Origin of the sequence: Stenotrophomonas terrae (assembly GCF_001431465.1) — a bacterium.
Classification (GTDB): Bacteria; Pseudomonadota; Gammaproteobacteria; order Xanthomonadales; family Xanthomonadaceae; genus Stenotrophomonas; species Stenotrophomonas terrae.
Genome location: NZ_LDJJ01000033.1, coordinates 70,330 through 90,081 on the forward strand (window position 1 = coordinate 70,330; position 19,752 = coordinate 90,081).

The window sequence follows — 19,752 nt, forward strand, 5'->3', positions numbered from 1 at the left end:
CGATATGGACGTCCCGAGCTCCTCGTTGTCTGTCGCACTCGCGGCGCTTTCACATCAAGACCGCCTGATCAAGCTACAGGCCCCACATGAGGGCCTGGTGGTTGAGCGCTTCGAGGGCCAGGAGGCCCTGTGCGGCGACATGCGGCTGCAGATCGACTGTCTCTGCACGGATGCCTACCTGCAGACCGACAGCTGGCTGGAGCAGCCGCTGACGCTGCAACTGCAGCTTGCCGATGGCAGCCATCGGCAATGGCATGGCTTGTGTACCGATGTTGCGCAGTTGGGCAGTGATGGCGGCCTGGCGCGTTATCAGCTTGCACTGGAACCCTGGACCGCACTGCTGCGCCTGCGCCGCAATGCAGTGATCTTCCAGGATCTGGATATACGCGCTATCTGCACGCAGGTCTTTGATGACTACCCGCAGGCGGACTATCGCTTCGATATTGAAGCTGCGCTGCCGCAACGCGAGGTCACCACCCAATACCGTGAGACTGACTGGGAATTCGTCAGTCGGCTGCTCGCCGAAAGCGGCCTTGCCTGGCGCATCGAGCAGGCCCAGGACGGTGACGGCGCACACACCTTGGTGGTGTTTGAACCGCAGGCCGAGCTGCCCGACATCGGCAACATCCGCTTCCATCGCATTGCCGCCAGCGAATCCAGCGATGGCATCACCCGCTTCGCTGAGCAGCGCCAGCTGGTCCCCAACAACAGCACGGTCGCCAGCTGGCACAGCGACAAGCTCAACGCCATCGCCGCGCAGGCGAGCGCGGACGGCGGTGACGTTCCGCCACTGGAAGTCTACGTACAACCACGCGCCGGCCGCTTCAACGACTCCAGCTGGGCGCAGAACGAAGCACAGGCGCGATTGGATGCGCTGCAGGTCGCACAGCTGCTTCACAATGGCAGCAGCAGCGAACGACGCATGTCCGCAGGCACGCGCTTCACGCTGAGCCAGCACCCACAGCACGAAGGCGCCCAGTTCCAGATCCTGGTAGTCGCCCACGCGGCGGTCAACAACCTCGACAGCGGCATCGCCGAACTGCTTGGCAACAGCGAGCTGGAACGCGGCAGCTATCGCAACCAGTTTCTGACTACAGATGCGAGCGTTCCCGTCCGCGCGCTACCGCACGACCGCCCTGCCCTGCACGGCCCGCAGACGGCACGCGTAGTCGGCGTGGCCGACGCCGCACTCAGCCCCAACCGTGAGCATCAGGTTCGCGTCCAGTTTGGCTGGCAGCGCGGCAGCACGCCGAATCCCGGCGGCTTGAGCGAAACCGGCAGCGCGCAGGCCGGGCATGCGCCAGGTGATCACACCAGCGGCAGTTGGGTATCGGTCGCCGAATGGGTGGCAGGCCCCAACTGGGGAACCGCCTTCTTGCCGCGCATCGGCAGCGAAGTGCTGGTGGAGTTCCTGCACGGTGACATCGATCAACCACGCATCACTGGCCAGCTCTACAACGGCAATGTCGCGCCGCCATTTGGTGGCGGCATCGATGAAGATGCCAAGCACCCCGGTGTGCTCAGCGGCCTGCATACACAGGCCCACGACGGCAGTGGCACCCAGCAATGGGTAATCGACGACACGCCTGGCCAGCTGCGCACGCGCCTGCACAGTTCATTGGCTGATAGCCGCCTCGAGCTGGGCTACCTGATCCAGCATCAGGACACCGCACGCGGCGCGCTACGCGGCGAAGGCTTCGAACTTGCCACCCAGGGCTGGAGCAATGTGCACGCGGCCGAAGGTCTGCTGTTGTCAGCCAGTACACAGGAACGTGCCACCTCCACGGTGATGGACAATGCCGAGGTGGTTGCACAGCTCAAGGGTGCTGAGCGCAGCCTGGAGCAGATGCAACAGACCCTGCAGCAACAGCAGGTGCCCGGCCTCAAGGCGTGGCAGCAGACCGGTCAATTGCGGCAGCAGATCGACCCGGCCGCGGACGGTCGCTTCCAGGCGGTGGTCAACGGCCAATCCCAGTTCAAGCCCAGCGATGGCCGCACACCTGGCGATCAGCCGGTTGAGCGCTTCGCCAAACCGGTGCTGCTGGCCGAAGCCCCGAATCACATTGCCTGGACCACGCCGGCAAGCGCGATCGCTTTCGCCGGGCAGAACCTGCAACTGACCGTACAGCAGGACCTGCACGCCAGCAGCGGCGAAACCATTGCCGCGGTATCCGGCGGCCAGGTTTCGCTGTTCGCGCAGGGCGGCCCGGTACGCCTGATTGCCGCCAACGGCCCGGTCAGCCTGCAGGCCAACGACGGTGAACTGGAACTGCTGGCCGACCAGGCCATTACCGTCACCGCCACCGATGCGCGCATTGATGTACTGGCCAAGAGCAAGATCGTGCTGCAGGCAGGCAGCAGTGCAATCACCCTGGAAGGCGGTGATATCACCTTCAGCTGCCCGGGCGAGTTCAAGGTCAAGGCCGGCGAACATCCGTTCATGGCTGGCAACAGTTCCTCACCCAAGCTGCCACCGCTGCCCGCGTTCAAGATCAAGCCTGATCCGGCGCGCAAGATAGACAGCACCTTCGCCTACGACCAGTTGCGTAGCGCCGCAGAGAAGTCGACGCCCATCGAATTCGTGATGATGATGGCCCCCACATTCGGCTTCGACGTGCCTGCAAGAACCTATATGAAGCTGCAGGAAGCGCTGAAGAGCGGCAGCTTCCCGCCGCCCGATCATCAGGTGTTGGAGGGCGGACCATATCCTGCCGACTACGACAATGCCAAGCGCCTGATCCGTGTGCACGCCTCAGCCGCCGACCAGGCTTCAACCTCGATTGAAGCCTCGCGTGAGCTGCTCGCCGTCCTTTTGCACGAGTTTGGCCATCACGTCGACAACGTCCTGCGCAACGACCTGGCCGAGAAAAGCGCCGACGGCAAGCCGACCATCGCTACCGACAGCGCCCAGGAAGAAGGCACAGGCATGGCTTACCGCTTTGCCCTCTTCGATCTGGAAGGCACGCACGAGACAACCTACGCCAACTACACCTCGCCGGACTTCAGCGGGCCGCTGAAGGTCAATTACGCCGAGGTGCAAGCGGCACTGCGCCAACAAGGCCCGGTTGCCCAGGAGAGCAACAAGACTCAGGACGGGCGCTACGAAGGATTCAGCGCCGGCGATGGACAGAACCACGCCAAGAACCCTGGCCAGTCATTCGGGCACCGCTCGATCGAAGCTGTTCTTAGCAGGGTGGGTTTCAGCCGCAGCGATCTTGCCGCCATCTACTTCGGCAACTGGTTGCGTGACTATTCCCAGCTGCTCGATCCAAAGATTGTCCGCCCGCCGAACATGCCCAAGGATCTGGGCAAGTACATCTCGCGCGAGGCACTAACCAAGATTGTCGACATTCTGGCCGGCGGCGAGTTCCATGAACTGCGCTATCGCGATAAAGCCCACTACGAAGTCACCCCGGCGCGCCTGGGTGTCTATCGCCCCAGCGAGCACATCGACAACCCAAAGAACATAAAGCCAGATCCCGCCGACCCGAAGACCGTCGACAAGGATTTCGAACCCTGGGTCACCGCCAACAGCCCATTGCTCGGCGTGGACAACGCGACATCCATGAAGCGCTACATCGCCAGGTCCAGCGCCTTCATGGCATCGGAGCTGAAGCAGGCGATTTCGCTGGGACGTACTGCCGACGGCATGCGCCACTTCGGCTCCGCGCTGCATGTGCTGGAAGACTATTTCGCCCACTCCAATTTCTGCGAGCTGAGCCTGCGCAAGATAGGGCACAACAATGTTCTTCTGTGGACCTCGGCTGCCGATTGCAAACACAAGTACCCGGTAGTGACCGGCATGTTCGGCTCTACCGATGTGATTGCCAGCCTGGCCGAGCCCATCGCCCATAAGCTGTTCAGCGTAGAGAGCTGGGAATTCAAAGCCAGCAAGCCGGGCGAGCGCTCGGACAGCGAGAAGATCATGCTCGTCCTGCTGTCCGAGCAGAGCGATCAACGCTATTACACCGGCTTCCAGAACTTCCTGAAGCTGCGCGACGGTATGCTCAGCATACCGGGCCACGAGTATCTGGAACGCGCAGGCTGGATCGCTTCGGCCCCGATGCGTCTGGTGCTGAACAGTTACAACCTTGTCTATCAGCAATTGCTTCTGCTGATCGGCAACAGCGTCGACGATGCCCAGACCATGTTCGATTCCGACCCGAACAAGAGCGGCTCAACCGACCCCAGCCATTCGCAGCTGGCAAAGGATCACGACGTCCATCCGCTGCATACGCTCGCGGCCAAACTTGCGCAGCAAGCGGTGACCGAGGTGGGCAAGGCAATGCTTGCCCGCTGGAATGGAAACGGGCAATGCGATCCGGTGAAGATCGCGCAGGACTACCTGGTCCACCCCTACGACAGCAGCTGGCAATGCCCGCATGTATCGGCCTGGGCCAAGGACCACGCCGCCAACATCCGCAGGGCCGCGTCGGCCACCGAGATCGAGCACCTGCACGAAGAGCATGGCAAGGACGCACTGGAGGGCATTCGCCGTGTCGGCCGCTATGGCACCGACAGCTGGGATTACATCACCAAGTTCTATGAAGATCTCTTCGGCGAGAAGAACCAGGTCAAAGGGAGCGGCAAGAAGTGAACAAATGTCTATTGGCGGCAACGCTGTTCGGGATGATGCTGATCGGCTGCGATGTCAGCTCATCACGGGCAGAGTCGGCGTCGGCTGCGGCCGCCGATGCGGCCGTCAAAGAGAAGCCCGTCCTCGAGGCAACGCCTACCGGCCTGATCTACCAAGGCAAGGTATTGAATCTTGGCGCGCCAATGAGCGAATGGGTAGCAGTGCTTGGCGCCGACCATCGAAGCACCCAACCCAATCCCAGCCTAACGGTTCTGGTATGGGACAAGCTTGGCATTCGTGTATACCCCGACAACGCCAAGAACCCCAACGCCGGCATCGTCACCATCGTGCTTAACCATATGGACAACGAAGCGGCTGGCTTTGAAGTAGCTGCGCCCGGCACTGAGCTGGAGCCCCTGCGCACCTACGACCAATCGCTGTCCTTGCAGGGGTTGCCGATCACCAACAGCACAACGGTACGTGACCTGCGCGCAGCCGGCGGTGATGCCTGGGATTTCAGCTGCACCAAAGGTGTTGCCACCTGCTTCACCCACCGCACCGATCTTGCGCCGGACCAGCTATCCATCGCCTTCGCCGTCGATGGCCGCATCGAAGACAGCGTGATCTACACGGTGGAGCTGCAGCAGGCTGCACAGCGATAACCACGCAGACCCCCGCGTCAGCAAGCACTAGAGAGCGGCTGCCAGCAGCATTCAGAGAACACGCTTGGCGTGGCAAGCCGAGCAATGCAACAAACTCGCTCTGCCGTGCCGACAAAGGTCGTATGGGAATTCAATACCCTACAGCAGAGCGGCGACAGCGACCTGCCGGGGAAAACACCTGCACGTCCTCCCTCCTCTTGATAGATCCTGAGCACATCCACAAAGCAGGCGGCGAATCAAAGGCAGCAAGCATCCATAGCCTTAGTCCCAGAAGTCACGCTTCGTGTACGCCTCAATATCTTCGAAAGCCATGCCTCTCAAGCCAGCCTCTTCACACGCTGCGCGAAACGCCTCATTGCAGACCAATGTGTGACCGAGATCCAGGCAAAGGAAGGCTGCACTGTCGGGTACCCTTATCGCATCGACAACAAAGCTATCGACCAACTCCAACACCGGCACATCTGGAAAGTACTTCTGGTACAACACTTCGCCGTGGATCGAACACGCCTACACCCAGGCGAGCAAGTGGGCGGGAAAGAAAGAAGCCATGATCAGCCAGACTGTGAACTTCCATTCCGAACTTGGCTACGGTCGGCAATTCACTAGTCTGGCAGGTAGCTCCAACGCTTGGTGCGCCTCGTTCGTGAACTGGTGCCTACGCAGCGCGGGTTATCCCATTTCTTCGCCGCACCCATACCGTGCGCGGTCCTTCGCCGCGGATACCATCAATTTCAGCCAGATCGCCGAACCCGTGTATGGCGCTATAGGTCTGGTAGGAACTTCGCACGTCGGCTTCGTCTATTCGATAGAGCGCGAGCGGCCTGTTCTACTGGGCGGGAACCAAAGCGATCAGATCAACTTCGTCCGATTCAACCCTGCGACCCTGCGCTATTACGTACCGACAAGCTATCTGCCCTTCGCTCAGAAGGAACTAAAGGAATCCAAGCTCGATGAACTGGCTGCTGCTGATCTCAACACCGCCCTCGGCATCGTCGTCGCCAAAAAAGCCGGGGGCAATACGCGCTGACACAGCTCTGTTCGCGTTGGCAGTGGCGCTTCTATCGGTATTCGCCACATCAGGCTGTAGTTCACCCACGTCATTTGACACAGCCGAAGTCTCACAAGCAAAGGTAATAGCTGCGGTGGAGCCGGAGCGCATGGCTAACGTGCAGGTGCGCCCCGATCTTCCTCTAGACCAACTGAAGAGCATGTTCGAAGGCACGCTTGTAAAGCAGCTCGCATTCGACGACAAGGATGGTCACGGACTACTTCTGCTTTCACGCAGTGAGGAAACACTGAAAGAGGACGCCACTGAAGAGTCCGTCGACCGTATTACCTTGATTGCGGAACAGTTTATTCGCACTACCCCTGACGTGCCATGGACCTCGCGCTGGCAGGTTGAGCAGCCCACCTCATGCGAAGGCCTTGATCTGGAAGCCGACTATTTCCTGGAGCAGACGCAGGCAACAGACCTGGATGAAGATGGCCGCGCAGAGCTGACTTTCGCCAGCCACAGTTTCTGCGGCGGTGGCATCGACTCCCAGCACCTGCGTATCGATGTACGCCAAGGTGATCAGCAACACTTTGTAGTGAACGGCGACTCACTCGTGGAGATTGAAGGCGACCCACCATTCGGTGGCGAACGCCGTGATGATCCGAACGTAGCCAAAGCATCGACGCCGCTTCGGGCACACCTGGACAACGTCTGGACGGCGATCAAACACGGATCTACTTATTGAACAGGGCTCACCCAGACCAGGCTGTCGTTCACCACCAAAGTTCTTGCCAGGCGCATGCGCATAGTTGCCTCAGCGACCGACAGCCGGGTCAACATCGCACACGTCTACAAAGACATTTTCAGCAAGGAGAACAAGGCTAAGTGACGCGGCAAGAAGTCAGCAGACGTCTACTCACAGCCGCCATGCTTGGTATCGCACTCGTCGGCTGCGATGCGAGATCTTCCCGTTCTCAGCCTCCCGCGGCAGCAACTACCGCCGCAGCTGCCAGCGCAGGACCTGTGATCCAAACCACGCCCACTGGTTTGATCTATCAAGGCAACGCCTTGAATCTCGGCGCACCGATGAGCGAATGGATACAAGCGCTGGGCCAAGACTATCGAAGCACCCAGCCAAGCCCCGGCCTTACCGTACTGGTTTGGGACAAGCTTGGCATCCGTGTCTATCCCGACAACGGCAAAAGCCCCAATGCCAGCGTCGTCACCATTGTCCTGAACCATATGGACCGCGAAGCTGCTGGCTTTGAAGTCGCTGCGCCCGGCACCGAGCTGGAACCACTAAGCGTCATCAGTCAGCCGCTGTCCTTGCAAGGGCTGGTGATCACGAACCGAACGACGGTGCGCGATCTGCGAACTGCAGGTGGTCAAGCTTGGGATTTCAGTTGCACCAAAGGTGTAGCCACGTGCTTCACTCACCGCACCGATCTTGCGCCGGACCAGCTATCCATCGCCTTCGCCGTCGATGGGCGCATCGAAGACAGCGTGATCTACACGTTGGAACTGCAGCAGGCTCCACAGCTATAGCCAAGCAGCCCCTCAGTGTCAGTAAACGTTGGAGGGCGACTGCCAGCATCAATCAGCGAACATTCTTGATGTCGCAATCCGAACGACGCAACTCACCTAGCTCCCAGCGCGAAATTGCATAATTTCCGCCGCACGCGACAACTCTACGCCGAGCACCTCGCGCTCTTCATCGTCAAGCTCAATCCGCATCGCGTGCTCAAGAAGCTCATAGCTCCCCACAGCACCAGTATCAATAAGAACGTCAGCCAAAATAACCGACGCCCTCACCTCACCTACAGAATCAGACCTTTCTCTTGCTTCCGAGATCGCCTTCTGCAGGCATTCTTTTGCGCGCTCCACATCACCTCGGTCCAAAAGAATTAACGCCTTATTGACATTGTTCGAAATTTGATTATTCACTTCCTGCATCCGTATCTGCCTGCGAAATTGCGGGATGATCGGGGAACATTATGTCGTTTCATCTGTGATCCAATAAACGACTGTAGCTCCCGACGACTGAAATTCGGGTTCGAAGCGATCCAACTCTCCCATTGACGATTCCATCCATTATCGTGCAAAGCAGCGTGTGTCGCGTGCGGAATTATTGATATCTGCCGATGAACGTAATCGGCTGGATCCTTGATTCCGATTGCACGCAACTGATCCATGAAATCACCATTTTTCATCATCGCTTGGGGTATGAGATGGTGCTCGCGCATCGAGCTTGGCCCATAACGGGCCCTCCACGTGGGCGTTGTGCGAGACATCCCTCCAGCTGTTTGACCATTAATTTTCTGCAGCCCAAGCGGATCGCAGAAAGTAAAAATATTTGGAGCGAAATCGTATACGTTTTCGCTTGGCGCCAAGCCCAGCGGATCTTGCGTGACAAACGACTCAATAAAACAATCGAAATACCTGAACCGATTATATCGCAGGCCAGTCTCCTCATCTTGGTACTGTCCTTGAAGCCTAATGGAGACTTCGACAAGCGATTCCGCGACGCGTTGACCATTGTTACTCCAAACATTCCTTCCCAATGCGTCAACTAGATGAATCGGACACCCATTCACATCGTTCGAGAAGAAGAGCAGTCGACGCTCAGCCTCCATCGATATTTCTAATAGGTTCCCGAACTTATTCCCCTCGACCTCTGCGACCTGCGCACCGCCAGTAAAGCCCACCACTTCACTTCCTTCGAAGGCCTGCCGATCTCTAGGAGCGACCGTCGTTCCGAGCGTTATCGAACCAAGCGAGCCAAGACCAGCTAGGCCATTCTGTGCTGCAAAGTTAACTTGCCCGCTCCCATGTATGGCCGGCGCTTCCTCGCAGGCATTCAAGCGCACATTCTTCCCTTGTAGCCCATGAGACCGTTCAACACTCTGATAACAAGCTAAACAAAAACTGTGGATTGCGACAAAGGGAACATAGCTCTCATCCTTGTATACGTACTCCCGCAGCCCGTCATACAACGCCGCCAACTTTTTTTGCCGCGCCTTGACCTCAACCAAGTTCGCAACATTCCCCACCCAAACCGGCGCCGCTTCATCAGCGTCATTCGCCTGCTGCACTTCACCCAGCAACGCATCGCCGTCCCAGAAGAACCACGTCGTCTGCGTCGGGTTGCGCTTGAACACTCTTCGGCCTAGCGGGTCGTAGCCGTAGTGCGTGGTTTGCCCATTTCGCCGGCTTTCCGCCAAGCGATGATTAGCATCCCAGATCAGGGTCAGATCATCAGGAGCGTCGCCGTGCGGTGCGCCTTTGCGTATCAGGTCGCCTGCCCGGTCAAAGACGTAGTGCACGCCTTGATAGGTACCTTCGCGCGTCCAGGTGACCAGCTCATCGTTGTCGCCGCCCACCACCTTGCGTGCCTGCACCTGCTTGATCTCGGTGCGCAGGCGGTCGCCCGCTGGGTCATTGAAGAAGCGTTCTATCTTGCCCTTCGGGTCGGTGTGCTGCAGCAGCCGACCAATGGCGTCGTAGCGGTATTCGTCCACGCCCTGGCCGCTGTCACTGCGTCGGGTCAGGTTGCCGCTGCGATCATAGTCGTAGCGGGTTTCAAACAGCGGCGCGGCGTCCTTCAGGATCGATTGCGAGGTCAGCAGGTTGCGGCTGTCATAGCTGAAGTTGCGCTGCAGATGCGGACTCAGGGTTTCCTGCGTGGTCCGCCCCAGTGCATCGCGCTGCATCAGAATGGGAGACTCATCGTTGATCGCTATCGACACCGCCTGATCACGCAGGTCGTAACCGATGGCCAGGTGATTGCCTGCAGAGGTCTCTCGTGACACCCGGTTGCCCACCTCGTCGTAGCCGTAACCGACGCGGAAGCCATCCTGCAGCTCTTCCAACAATTGCCCGACCGGGTCGTAGCGACGTTTGACCGTACGCGATGGATTGCGCATTTCCACCAACTGACCGAGCTTGTCGTAAACAAAGTGCTCCTGCAGTTGCTGCCCGGGATGGCGCACGTCCGGCAAGGTCTTGCGGGTGATTCGCCCCATCTTGTCGGTGTTGAAAGCCACCTTCTGGCCGAGCGGATCGACCGTGGTGGTCAAGCGCCCGGCTGCGTCATAGCCATAGCGTCGTGCCTGGCCCCAATAGTCAACTTCCTCGACGATGCGACCAAGCGGATCACGCAGCAGCTGATAGGTTTCACCGCGCTGATTGATGACGGCGATCAGCTGCTCTTCGCTGTCATAGCGGTATTCAACCGCATGGCCATCGGCCTGCAGGCGGCGGCCGATCTGGCCAATGCCGACATATTCCAGCCGGGTCTGCGCGCCAGCTTCGTCGGTGTAGCGGACAAGCTGATCTTCCGCGTCGTACTCACAGCGCACGCCTGCACCATCGGGCGTCACCGTTGCCAGCAAGCGACCCTTGGGATCGTATTCATAGCGACTGACCTGGCCCAGCGGATCTACCTGCCGCAGCAGATTGCCCAGCGCATCCTGCTCATAGCGACTCTCATGCCCCAGCGCATCGATCACCGCTGCGACAAGACCGTGACGGTCGTAGCGCAGCTGCGTGACTGCCTGCCGCGCATTGGTCTGCGCGAGCAATTGCCCGCAGGCGTCATAGTCATAACGCGTGCTTGCCGCCAGTGGATCGGTCTGCACGACCATCAATCCGCGCCCGTCATAGGCCTGCTGCCAGGTGGCGCCATCCGGTGAGCGCAGCGCGACCATGTTGTCGTGGTCGTCGTACTCCATCTGCAAGCTGCTGCCGTCTGCCCGCGTCAGGCAGCACAGATTGCCTTGCGCGTCATACGCAAAACCGGTACGCAGCCCCTCCGGGTCGGTTACCGCCACCGTGCGGCCGAAGTCGTCGTACTCAAAGAAGGTGACGCCGTCGAGCGGATCAATCTCGCACAGCGGCAGCTGGTTCTCGTCGAACTTGATCACGCTCAGGTGGCCCAGCGAATCGATCACGCGGGTCTCGCGCAGCAGCGTGTCGTACTCGAAGTGGTAGTCGTACAGGCCACCGTCGCCCCAGGAGTGCACTACCCGCCCCTGCGCATCAAAAGCGTAATAGAACGACAGGCCAACCCGGTCCGTATGCTGCACCAATCGGTGCTGCGCATAGGCAAACGTGCGCGCAGCGCCGAACGCATCCATCGCAGCAACAAGATCGCCTTCATTGCTGTAGCGGTAGCTCACCAAGGGGTGCACAAGCCCGGTTGCCGGGTCGTGCATAGCCATGCGCTCAATGCGGCCGTGCCGCGCATCCACATCGATGAAACGCCCTTGCAGGCCATCGACACCACTTTCAACGATACGTACCAAGTGGCCGTCGTTGCGCTCAAAGCGCCAATAGTTACCGCTGGCATCTTCGATGCACTGCAAGGCCAGGCTTCCATGTGCCGGCAACGGCGCGATCCCTGCCGGCAGATCGCTGCCGAACACATACTGCAACCCGCCCTTGAAGCGCACCCGCAATTGCCCGCGTTGTCGCAGCAGGCGTGCACCATCGACGAAGTCCAGTATCGCCGCCGCTTCACCGTCAACCGGCGGCAGCTCGGGGAAAAAGGCGACCTGCCCCGGCCCGGACATCCATACCGAACCATCGGCCAGCACCTCCAGCTTGATGTCGGCAGGCGTCTGCCATCCCATGCCACAGGCGCCGCCGCGCTCGGCTTGCGCGGAGCTGTAACTGCGTTGCCATACAAACGGCAGGCGGCCGGGAATTTCGAAGTCCTGGTGGCTGACCACCACGCTGCCGTCACGGGTATCCACCGGCTCGGCGCGCAGGATTTTGCACTTGAGTGTGCCCGGCGGCAGGTGACCCCACTTGCCTTGCCGCCACGCCTTGAAGGCATCCATCTTGCCCTGGAAGAATTTGCTCTTGCGCAGTTTCCCCAGGCCGGCGAAGGCCGCACGGAACGCCATCGCCGTCCACGAAATCGTCGGAGGGCCACCCACCGTTACATTGGTGGGAATGGCGACATTCAAACCGGTCGGCAGCGACATTGCCCGCAACGGCTTCTTGGGTTTTTTCACCCGGAACGGGTTGATCATGCCGGCCAGGTTGCAATCCAGCACCGGCATGGCTAAGCGCGAGAACGGCTCGCCATCGGCTGATACCGTGCGGCTGCCCATGAATATCTCTTCGCCGTCGAACTGTGGGCCCATCGGCGCGGCCAGCGGTGGCGCCCACACGCCCAAGGGAATATGCACATCCAGGCCGCCGGTACCGGCGGTGGCGCGATGCACGCCATTGACCTTGATCGTCGAGCCGATGAACGGGATGTAGTCGAATGGATCCAGCACCAGCCCGATATGCGGCGTGGGCAGCGGACTGGGCGGCACCGCGTACATATGGATATCGATACCCAACTGCGGATCAAGATGCTTGGCAGCGATGCTCATGGCAACACTCCTTGTTGCTTAGATGGCGCGCAACAGCGCACGCAGAAAGGCTTTGACCTCATCGCGATAGTCGGCACTGATCCAGGCCACCACAATGATTCCAATCACGATGGCCACAGCCATCACCGCTGTTTTCCTGCTTGGCGTCATGCCAGTGCTGCTCCTGCCGTTGTTGGGGATGTAGTGCGCGCCGCGCTTGCTGCCTGCAGCAGCTCGGAGGGGTCCGGCAAGGGCTGCATCGCTGGAGGCTCGCTCCATACCGGGATCTCATGATCCAGGGGATGCTCAATGGCCGGAATGCCGTTCCAACCTGGATCGAGAAAATCGCGGCCCACGGCGACGATCTTGCGGAAGAACTCGTCGCCGGCCTGGATCAGCCGCTCGCGCTCCTGCTGCGCGCGGTGGAAGCCCTGCTCCAGCGCGGCATCCAACTGCCGCTCGACGGCATCGAGCGCCGATCGTGCAGGCCGCGGCCCCAGCGCCGTGGCGCTGCTCTCAGCATCACCGAATACGCGCGTGCTGGCTTGCACATACTCCGCCGCGACGTCCTGCAACTTCTGGCAACGACGTGCGTCCTGCAACAACAGCAGATCCCACAGCGCCTGCGGCAGCGTTGTGGTTTTGCGGTCCGCCGGCGACAAGGGCTTGGCAATGCGAATGGCTTCCAGCAACTGCGTGCGTGCCACTTCCCGGTTGCCTGCCTGCAGCTGGCACCAACCGGCCATGCGTTGCCCCTCCAACTGGAACATGGGGTGCGGGATGGCCGCTGCCGAAGCCGATGCCTGCAGATAGGTCTGCGCGGCGCGCTCGGGCTGTTTGGCGGTCAACCAGCAACCCGCTTCGCCAAACCAGCTCTGCATCACCAGATCAGCACCGGCAGCGTTTCCGCCCAGCCTTGCGCTCTCAGCCGCAGTGCGTGCACCGCGGTAGGCAGTGATCGCCTGCGCGTGGTCACCGTGCTTGAGCCAGGCACCGGCCACCATCATCTGCACCACCGACTGCTGGTCGTGCCAACCATTGCGTGTGGCAAGGGCCTGCGCACGTTCGGCACGTGTCACCACCTGCGCAGGGCTGCCACGCTCGATCAGCAACATCAGGTCGGCCAGCAGCTGCCGGTACAACACTTCTGGTCCACGCCCCGTGGATTGCGCCGCGGTGTCGCGCGCAATGCCGAACATGTCGACGTCTGCACCAATCAACGCAGCTACGCCTGCGTGTTTTTCCAACAAGGGCTGCCAGCGTGGATCTTCCTGGGTGTCTACCAATACCAAGCGCAAATTCGCGTTCGGGCCAGCGTTCAATGCGGCCGAGACCCAACGCTCAAAGCCATCGCCGGGAAAATAGCGCTCGGGCTCCAGCACCGCCGCCATCAAGCGCAGATGCGCGCCGTGATGTTCGGCGAAGCTCTCCAGTACCTCGATCACACCTGCCGCGGAGTCCGGATGGGTTTCGTTGGGGCCACGCCAGCCCAGCGTTACGCCCTGCTCGCGCAGTTCATCCTGGCTGCCGAGGTAGCGCTCCAGCAGATCCTGCTTGATCTGCCGGCTGTAGCGGAAACCAAGCTCGTAGCGGGTGTCGATACGCAGGAAATAATCCGGCGTATCACGGCCTTCATCATGCCGCTGCATCTCGAAGAAGGCCGCCAACAGACGACTGGCATTTGCCGGCAGGCGCCATATCAGCAGTCGCCGGGAGGGATCGGAACTTGCCTGCAGCCAAGCCTCGCGCAAGGTAGCGAGGCCGCGCAACATGGGGGTGTCCTGCATGCTGAATCTCCGTTCTGCTTAGCAGTTGAGTTTGATCTCGCTGCCGTTGACCGAGACTCCGCTGGCGTTGATCACCACTTCCGAACCGCCGGCGCTGATCTTGATTTCGCCTGCGGTGATTTCAATGGCCGAGGATTCACCCACAGCTGCAATCAACTTCGCCGCAGACGCCAAGGTCATCTCGCCAGTGGAGAACTGCGAGTGGGTTTCAGTAACGCCCTGCTCGAACGCCCCCTCCACGCCGATGGTGCGTGAACCCTTGTTGGCATCCTCGACCGCGCCGGTCACGCCGCGCTTGTCCAGGCCGGTGATGGTGGTCTCGCGCCCGGCAAGATATTCCTCGGTTACCTTCCCCTGCACCTGCTCCGACGAAGTCGAGGTGATGGTCTGCTTCCACGTGCCGGTGCGCTGGCTGATGTAGTTACCGGTCAACGTGGTAGTGAACGGGCCGGTGATGGTTTCGGTATAACCGGCAGCAAGAATGGTCTTGGTCTGACCGGTGTGATACGTCTCGGCCACCGCGCCGGTGACATCGGTGGTGCGCGTTCCGGTCACGGTGGAGGTATCGGTGCCGGTGACAGTAATCCCACGATTGCCGGTGACGCCGATGGTCTGGTTGCCGCCCACGGTCATGCCATGGTCAACCGTCACACTTGTGGTTTTGTTGTTGAGGATGCTCGCGGTCTGGTCGTTGAGCACGGTGGTGACCATGTCGCGCTGCGCGCGCATGTTCAGCAGCTCGCCGCCGGCGCCGTCGTGCATGGTCACTTCGTTCCAACCCGCGCCCTTCACCGTCTTCGATTTCAGACCGCTGACTTCCATGCCGAAGGGCGGCATGTTCTGTTCGTTGTAGACGCGGCCGGTGATGATCGGCCGGTCCGGGTCACCATCGAGGAAGTCGACGATCACCTCTTGGCCGATACGCGGCGGCGACACGCCACCCATGTCGGCACCGGCCCAGGGGCTGGCGCTGCGGATCCAGCACGAGGCGTTTTCGCGCCGATCCAGCTTGCGGTCCCAGTGGAACTGCACCTTCACCCGGCCATAGGCATCGGCGTGCAGTTCTTCACCTGGCGGACCAACAACAGTAGCCGTCTGCGGCCCCGGCATGCGCGGCCAAGGGGTCTGCCGCAAGGGACGGAACGGAATGCGCCGCCGCAATACCTGCGCCTGCATCTCCACGCTGGGCAACTCGGCGCTGGAGAAATCGCTGGCGAAGTTGTTGTGTCCTTCGCGCTGCATCGACACCACGAAGAATTCACGGTCCACATCATCACGGCCGATGAAATCCGGATGCCGATCTAGACTGAAGCAGGCGCCCGCCTCCAACTCACCGGCGTTGCCGGCACATTCAAACAACTTGGTTGGCCAACTGACTTCTTCATTGCGTACCGCCGCCAAAGCCTCACCAACACGGCTATTGGCAAAACGCGCCGCGCCGTCGTAGCGGTACTGTTCCAATGGCGGCAACAAACCCATCGGCACCTGATTGCCCTGGTTGCCATCGAGCTGCTGCTTGGGCTGTTTGAAGTCGAAGCTGCGCAATGTCTGCGCGCTCGGCCCTACCCTGCGTCGTGCGCCCCAACGGTGCAGGCCGGTACGCGCCAAGGTGCCCTGATCGGACACATAGGCAACTGCGCCCGGCTCACCGTGCACCACACTGAGCGTGGAGTCATCGCTGATGACGAGCGTATGCCCATCGTCGTCATGGACGAAGCTGTAATACAGGCCCGCGTCTTCCAGCAGGCGGCTGACGAAGGCGAAATCCGACTCGTTGTACTGCACGCAATACGACAGCGGCCGCAGCTTGCCGGTATTGAGATCGTAACGGTAGCGCGCCAGTTGCTCGTAGCCGGCAAAGACCTCCTCGATGATCTCCAGAACGTTCTTGTCCTGGAAGATGCGGCAATTGCTGGTGTAGTCGAGGAAAGCGAACCAGGGCGCAACTTCGGCGCGGTAGCTGTTGAACTGCGCCTGTTGCCCGGTGCTGGCAAACTCGCGCACGTAGCCATGCACACTGCGGCCACCAAATTCGTCGCCGAGCAGCAGACGCAAGGGCTGCCCAACCAGCTGCTTCAACTCCAGCCGTGACTGGGTCGACAACAACTCGATGTGATAGAGGAATGGCGCGGAAACCGCTTCGTTGCCGTTGAAACGTTTGACCAGGAATGTTTCCGGGGCAAGTGCGGTTTCAATACGGACCAGGCGGCGATCTTGATGCAGGCGTTGCAAGCCGCCTGCTGCTGAAAGTGATTCGGCGAACATCGGGCGTTCCGTCGTCCCATGCAGTATCGAGAACCCGACTGTGCCATCGCTTTATGAAACGCGCCAGTTTTCTGACGCCCGTATCGGGGGATCAAAGGCTGAATTCGTAGGAAAGTATTAGTCGAGGACGAGCTTCATCACGTGGCCCTAACGCAATCACGGCGTGCACATGCAGTGAACTGCGCAAACCCTGTGTGTCGCTGGCTTCCAATCCGTGTTTGTTGTCTGGACATTCAAAACCCGTCTTTAGCGATGTAGATCACACAAAGCCGCGGGGGAATCCAGCTGGCGAGATCGGTCTCGCGCTATTGAAGGCGCACCTGTAGAAGGCGGCTCTATGTAGCCCGGGTAAGCGAAGCGCACCCGGGAGCAGGAATCCAGAACGTGGCGACGGATCTGCGGGGAGTCCCCTGCCGAGCATGGCTCGGCACTACAGGCGGTGCGCGCGGCCGCCCATGTCAAACGGAGGCGCAGTGCTCGACGATCAGCTGGATAGCCTTGCCACCGCGGTAGTCATCACTCACCAGGCGGTAAGCGACCTGCACGTGTTGCGCCGGTGCCGTGCCGGTCCAGCCGCTGAAATGGATCGCGTTGATCCGCGCGGTGCTGCCCTGCTGGCGCAGCACCAGCTTCAGGTGGCGCTCCTTCAGCACACGCCACTCAAGCACCTCGAATTCACCATCAAACAGCGGTTCGGCGAAGCCCTGCCCCCAGGGCCCCGCCAAGCGCAGTGCTTCGGCGTGCTGGAAGTCCAGCTCGGCGGGCGACAACTCGCCATCGCTGAGCAACTGTTGTTGCAGCAAGGCCGGGTCCAGGCTGCGTTGTACCTGCTGCACGAACGCCTGCTTGAACGCATCCAGATTCGCCAGCGGCAGGCTGAGCCCGGCGGCCATTGCATGGCCGCCGAATTTTTCCATCAAACCGGGATGATTGGCATTGATCGCCGCCAATGCATCACGGATATGGAAACCACTGATCGAGCGCGCCGAACCCCGCAATGCATCGCCACCCGGCTCAGCCGGCGCAAACGCAATCACCGGCCGGTGCAGGCGGTCCTTCATCTTCGAAGCCACCAGGCCAACCACACCCGGATGCCATTCGGCATCGAACAGGCAGGCTGCCACCGGCCGCTGCATATCGTCATCCAACAAGGCACGCGCGACGGCCTTCTCGGCGTCGTCGGTCATGATCTGCTGCACGGCGCGGCGTTCGGCGTTGATCTCTTCCAGCAAGGTGGCGATATGCCGCGCTTGTGCCGGGTCTTCGGTCAGCAGCAGCTCGATGCCCAGCGCCATGTCTTCCAGGCGACCGGCGGCATTGAGCCGCGGCGCGACCGCATAACCGATGTCACTGGCACTGAGCCTGCGCACATCGCGGCCGCTCACCTCGATCAAAGCCTGCAAACCCACACTGGCCTTGCCCGCGCGCAGGCGGCGCAAACCGGCGGATACCAAGGCGCGGTTGTTGTCGTCCAGGGCCACCAGATCGGCCACGGTGCCCACCGCAACCAGGTCCAGCAAGCTCAGCAGATCGGGCTCAGGCTGCTCAGCAAAGGCCGCTTGTTCACGCATATGCCGGCGCAGCGCCATCAACACGTAGAAGATCACTCCCACGCCAGCCAATGCCTTGCTCGGGAATGCATCGCCGTCCACGTTCGGATCAACAATCGCATCGGCCGGTGGCAGCTGTTCGCCGGGCAGGTGATGGTCGGTAACCAGTACCTGCCAGCCCAATGCCTTGGCGGCGCGCACGCCCGCATGGCAGGCAATGCCGTGATCCACCGTCACCAGCAGATCCGGCTTCAACACCGCCAACTCTTCCACCAGCGATGGCGACAGGCCGTAGCCATGCACCACTCTGTTCGGCACCGCATGCACCACGTCGCGTGCACCGAGCATGCGCAGTCCACGCACGCCGACCGCACATGCTGTGGCACCGTCACAGTCGAAATCGCCGACGATCAGGATGCGTTTGTCATTGGCGATCGCATCGGCCAACAACCCAACCGCGGCCTGCATGCCACCCAACAACTCCGGCGCATGCAACTGCGCCAGACGCGGCTGTGCCTGCTCGGGCGTGATTGCACCGCGTGCGGCATAGATGCGTCGCAACAGCGGCAGGGTTTCATCGCCCCAACCGTCGCTCGCAACCGTGTCACGGCGAACGACCTTCAAATTCTCACTCATCGGCCAGCGTCGCCATCGGTTTCTTCCAGAAGCACCAGCGCTGCCCGCGGCTGAGGCGGTAGCCGGTGCCATCCTCGAAATCGAGCTGCAGTTCGCTGAGTTCGCCACGCGCCAGGGCCTCAAGCAATGGCGTGATGGCATCGTTGGCCAGTTGCTGCAACGAGCGCAGCTGGCGCAGATCAACCAGTGCGTCGACGCTCTGCTCACCGCCCAGTCGTACACCGGCCAAGGCCGCCAAGCCCTGTACCAGGGCATCACGGCTACGCACCTGCGCATGCGCGGTATGCACCGACTGCGGAAGGCTGCCGGCGCCCCAGAACCACAGGGAATTCACCGCGCGTTGGCCTTGCGCCACGCGCTGCTCGTTCCAGGGGTGCTGATGCAGCACCACCTGCGCCTCGGTCAACAAGCCACGCCAGCGGCGCCCATTCTCACCATCGGGCAGATGGGCGAACAGATCGTCGCCCAGCACCACATCGGGCTCGGCGAACGTCGGCAACGGGGTGTCTTCGGGCAGGCGTAGATACCAGCGCGACGGCGTCGGTGCATCCAGCTGGTAACCGAAACCGGCGAACAACGGCTGCAATGCAGGCAGCAAGGCATCAACGTCGGCTTGTTCCAGGCGCAGGGTCTCGGCGGCGGCCATCAAGCGCGCGCCCTGCATGTCCGGCACGATACTGGCCGGGTCGGCACGTAGCCAGAAGCCCCCGGCGGCATCGCCGGCATCGGCCTGGCGGGTCACGGCAGCAGCCGACCAGTCGGCCGGCTGCACGCTGAAGTGACGGCGCAGCTGCGCCGATTCACCGGCCGCACCGAGCGAGCGCTCGGCACGGCCCAGGGCCGTAGCCACCTGTGCCGGCAGTTCGCCTGCCGGAAAGCGGCTGCGTGCGGGCAGCAGCAGTGTGGCCTTGGCCATC

The 19,752-nt window shown here is 61.1% G+C and carries 12 protein-coding genes; 5 read left to right on the plus strand and 7 right to left on the minus strand.

Annotation, left to right across the window (positions count from 1 at the left end):
* Positions 1–4: 4 nt before the first annotated feature.
* The 5 genes from tssI to ABB27_RS10355 all read left to right on the plus strand — a co-directional run bounded on the left by tssI (position 5) and on the right by ABB27_RS10355 (position 7,777).
* On the plus strand, positions 5–4,597 hold the full coding sequence (gene tssI / locus ABB27_RS19950; RefSeq protein WP_083491251.1) for a type VI secretion system tip protein TssI/VgrG: 4,593 nt from the start codon (positions 5–7) through the stop codon (positions 4,595–4,597).
* Complete coding sequence (locus ABB27_RS10335; RefSeq protein WP_152984529.1) at positions 4,594–5,238, plus strand: DUF7738 domain-containing protein; 645 nt, start codon at positions 4,594–4,596, stop codon at positions 5,236–5,238. The genes tssI and ABB27_RS10335 overlap by 4 nt, the downstream gene beginning before the upstream one ends.
* 547 nt (positions 5,239–5,785) lie before the next feature.
* The gene (locus ABB27_RS10345) at positions 5,786–6,265 is read left to right on the plus strand and encodes a C40 family peptidase (RefSeq protein ID WP_057628624.1); all 480 of its coding nucleotides are present in this window, start codon (positions 5,786–5,788) and stop codon (positions 6,263–6,265) included.
* Complete coding sequence (locus ABB27_RS10350; protein ID WP_152984530.1) at positions 6,189–6,977, plus strand: M949_RS01915 family surface polysaccharide biosynthesis protein; 789 nt, start codon at positions 6,189–6,191, stop codon at positions 6,975–6,977. The genes ABB27_RS10345 and ABB27_RS10350 overlap by 77 nt, the downstream gene beginning before the upstream one ends.
* 182 nt (positions 6,978–7,159) lie before the next feature.
* On the plus strand, positions 7,160–7,777 hold the full coding sequence (locus tag ABB27_RS10355; protein ID WP_152984531.1) for a DUF7738 domain-containing protein: 618 nt from the start codon (positions 7,160–7,162) through the stop codon (positions 7,775–7,777).
* 96 nt (positions 7,778–7,873) lie between these two features.
* Here the strand turns inward: ABB27_RS10355 and ABB27_RS10360 are convergent, their stop codons facing one another.
* From ABB27_RS10360 to ABB27_RS10385, 7 genes are all read right to left on the minus strand, one after another.
* Positions 7,874–8,176: a hypothetical protein gene (locus ABB27_RS10360; protein WP_152984532.1), complete on the minus strand. Its 303-nt coding sequence runs from the start codon at positions 8,174–8,176 to the stop codon at positions 7,874–7,876.
* Complete coding sequence (locus ABB27_RS10365; protein WP_083491252.1) at positions 8,173–12,618, minus strand: DUF6531 domain-containing protein; 4,446 nt, start codon at positions 12,616–12,618, stop codon at positions 8,173–8,175. Before ABB27_RS10365 ends, ABB27_RS10360 begins: the two co-directional genes overlap by 4 nt.
* A gap of 18 nt (positions 12,619–12,636) precedes the next feature.
* Positions 12,637–12,768, minus strand: coding sequence for a hypothetical protein (locus ABB27_RS20435; RefSeq protein WP_275452865.1), 132 nt, complete (start codon positions 12,766–12,768; stop codon positions 12,637–12,639).
* Positions 12,765–14,384 (minus strand): hypothetical protein, encoded by a 1,620-nt coding sequence (locus ABB27_RS10370; protein WP_057628628.1) that lies wholly within the window; start codon positions 14,382–14,384, stop codon positions 12,765–12,767. Before ABB27_RS10370 ends, ABB27_RS20435 begins: the two co-directional genes overlap by 4 nt.
* Before the next feature lie 18 nt (positions 14,385–14,402).
* Positions 14,403–16,649 (minus strand): type VI secretion system Vgr family protein, encoded by a 2,247-nt coding sequence (locus ABB27_RS10375; protein WP_057628629.1) that lies wholly within the window; start codon positions 16,647–16,649, stop codon positions 14,403–14,405.
* Positions 16,650–17,107: 458 nt separating this feature from the next.
* The gene (gene recJ / locus ABB27_RS10380) at positions 17,108–18,835 is read right to left on the minus strand and encodes a single-stranded-DNA-specific exonuclease RecJ (protein WP_057628630.1); all 1,728 of its coding nucleotides are present in this window, start codon (positions 18,833–18,835) and stop codon (positions 17,108–17,110) included.
* Complete coding sequence (locus ABB27_RS10385; protein WP_057628631.1) at positions 18,828–19,751, minus strand: hypothetical protein; 924 nt, start codon at positions 19,749–19,751, stop codon at positions 18,828–18,830. The genes recJ and ABB27_RS10385 overlap by 8 nt, the downstream gene beginning before the upstream one ends.
* Position 19,752 lies beyond the last annotated feature (1 nt).

Excerpts from the sequence above, each read along its gene's own strand:
- tssI (WP_083491251.1), top strand. The coding sequence starts at position 5 with ATGGACGTCCCGAGCTCCTCGTTGTCTGTCGCACTCGCGGCGCTTTCA.
- ABB27_RS10345 (WP_057628624.1), top strand. The coding sequence starts at position 5,786 with ATGATCAGCCAGACTGTGAACTTCCATTCCGAACTTGGCTACGGTCGG.
- ABB27_RS10350 (WP_152984530.1), top strand. The coding sequence starts at position 6,189 with ATGAACTGGCTGCTGCTGATCTCAACACCGCCCTCGGCATCGTCGTCG.
- ABB27_RS10355 (WP_152984531.1), top strand. The coding sequence starts at position 7,160 with ATGCTTGGTATCGCACTCGTCGGCTGCGATGCGAGATCTTCCCGTTCT.
- ABB27_RS10365 (WP_083491252.1), bottom strand. The coding sequence starts at position 12,618 with ATGAGCATCGCTGCCAAGCATCTTGATCCGCAGTTGGGTATCGATATC.
- ABB27_RS20435 (WP_275452865.1), bottom strand. The coding sequence starts at position 12,768 with ATGACGCCAAGCAGGAAAACAGCGGTGATGGCTGTGGCCATCGTGATT.
- ABB27_RS10370 (WP_057628628.1), bottom strand. The coding sequence starts at position 14,384 with ATGCAGGACACCCCCATGTTGCGCGGCCTCGCTACCTTGCGCGAGGCT.
- ABB27_RS10375 (WP_057628629.1), bottom strand. The coding sequence starts at position 16,649 with ATGTTCGCCGAATCACTTTCAGCAGCAGGCGGCTTGCAACGCCTGCAT.
- recJ (WP_057628630.1), bottom strand. The coding sequence starts at position 18,835 with ATGAGTGAGAATTTGAAGGTCGTTCGCCGTGACACGGTTGCGAGCGAC.
- ABB27_RS10385 (WP_057628631.1), bottom strand. The coding sequence starts at position 19,751 with ATGGCCAAGGCCACACTGCTGCTGCCCGCACGCAGCCGCTTTCCGGCA.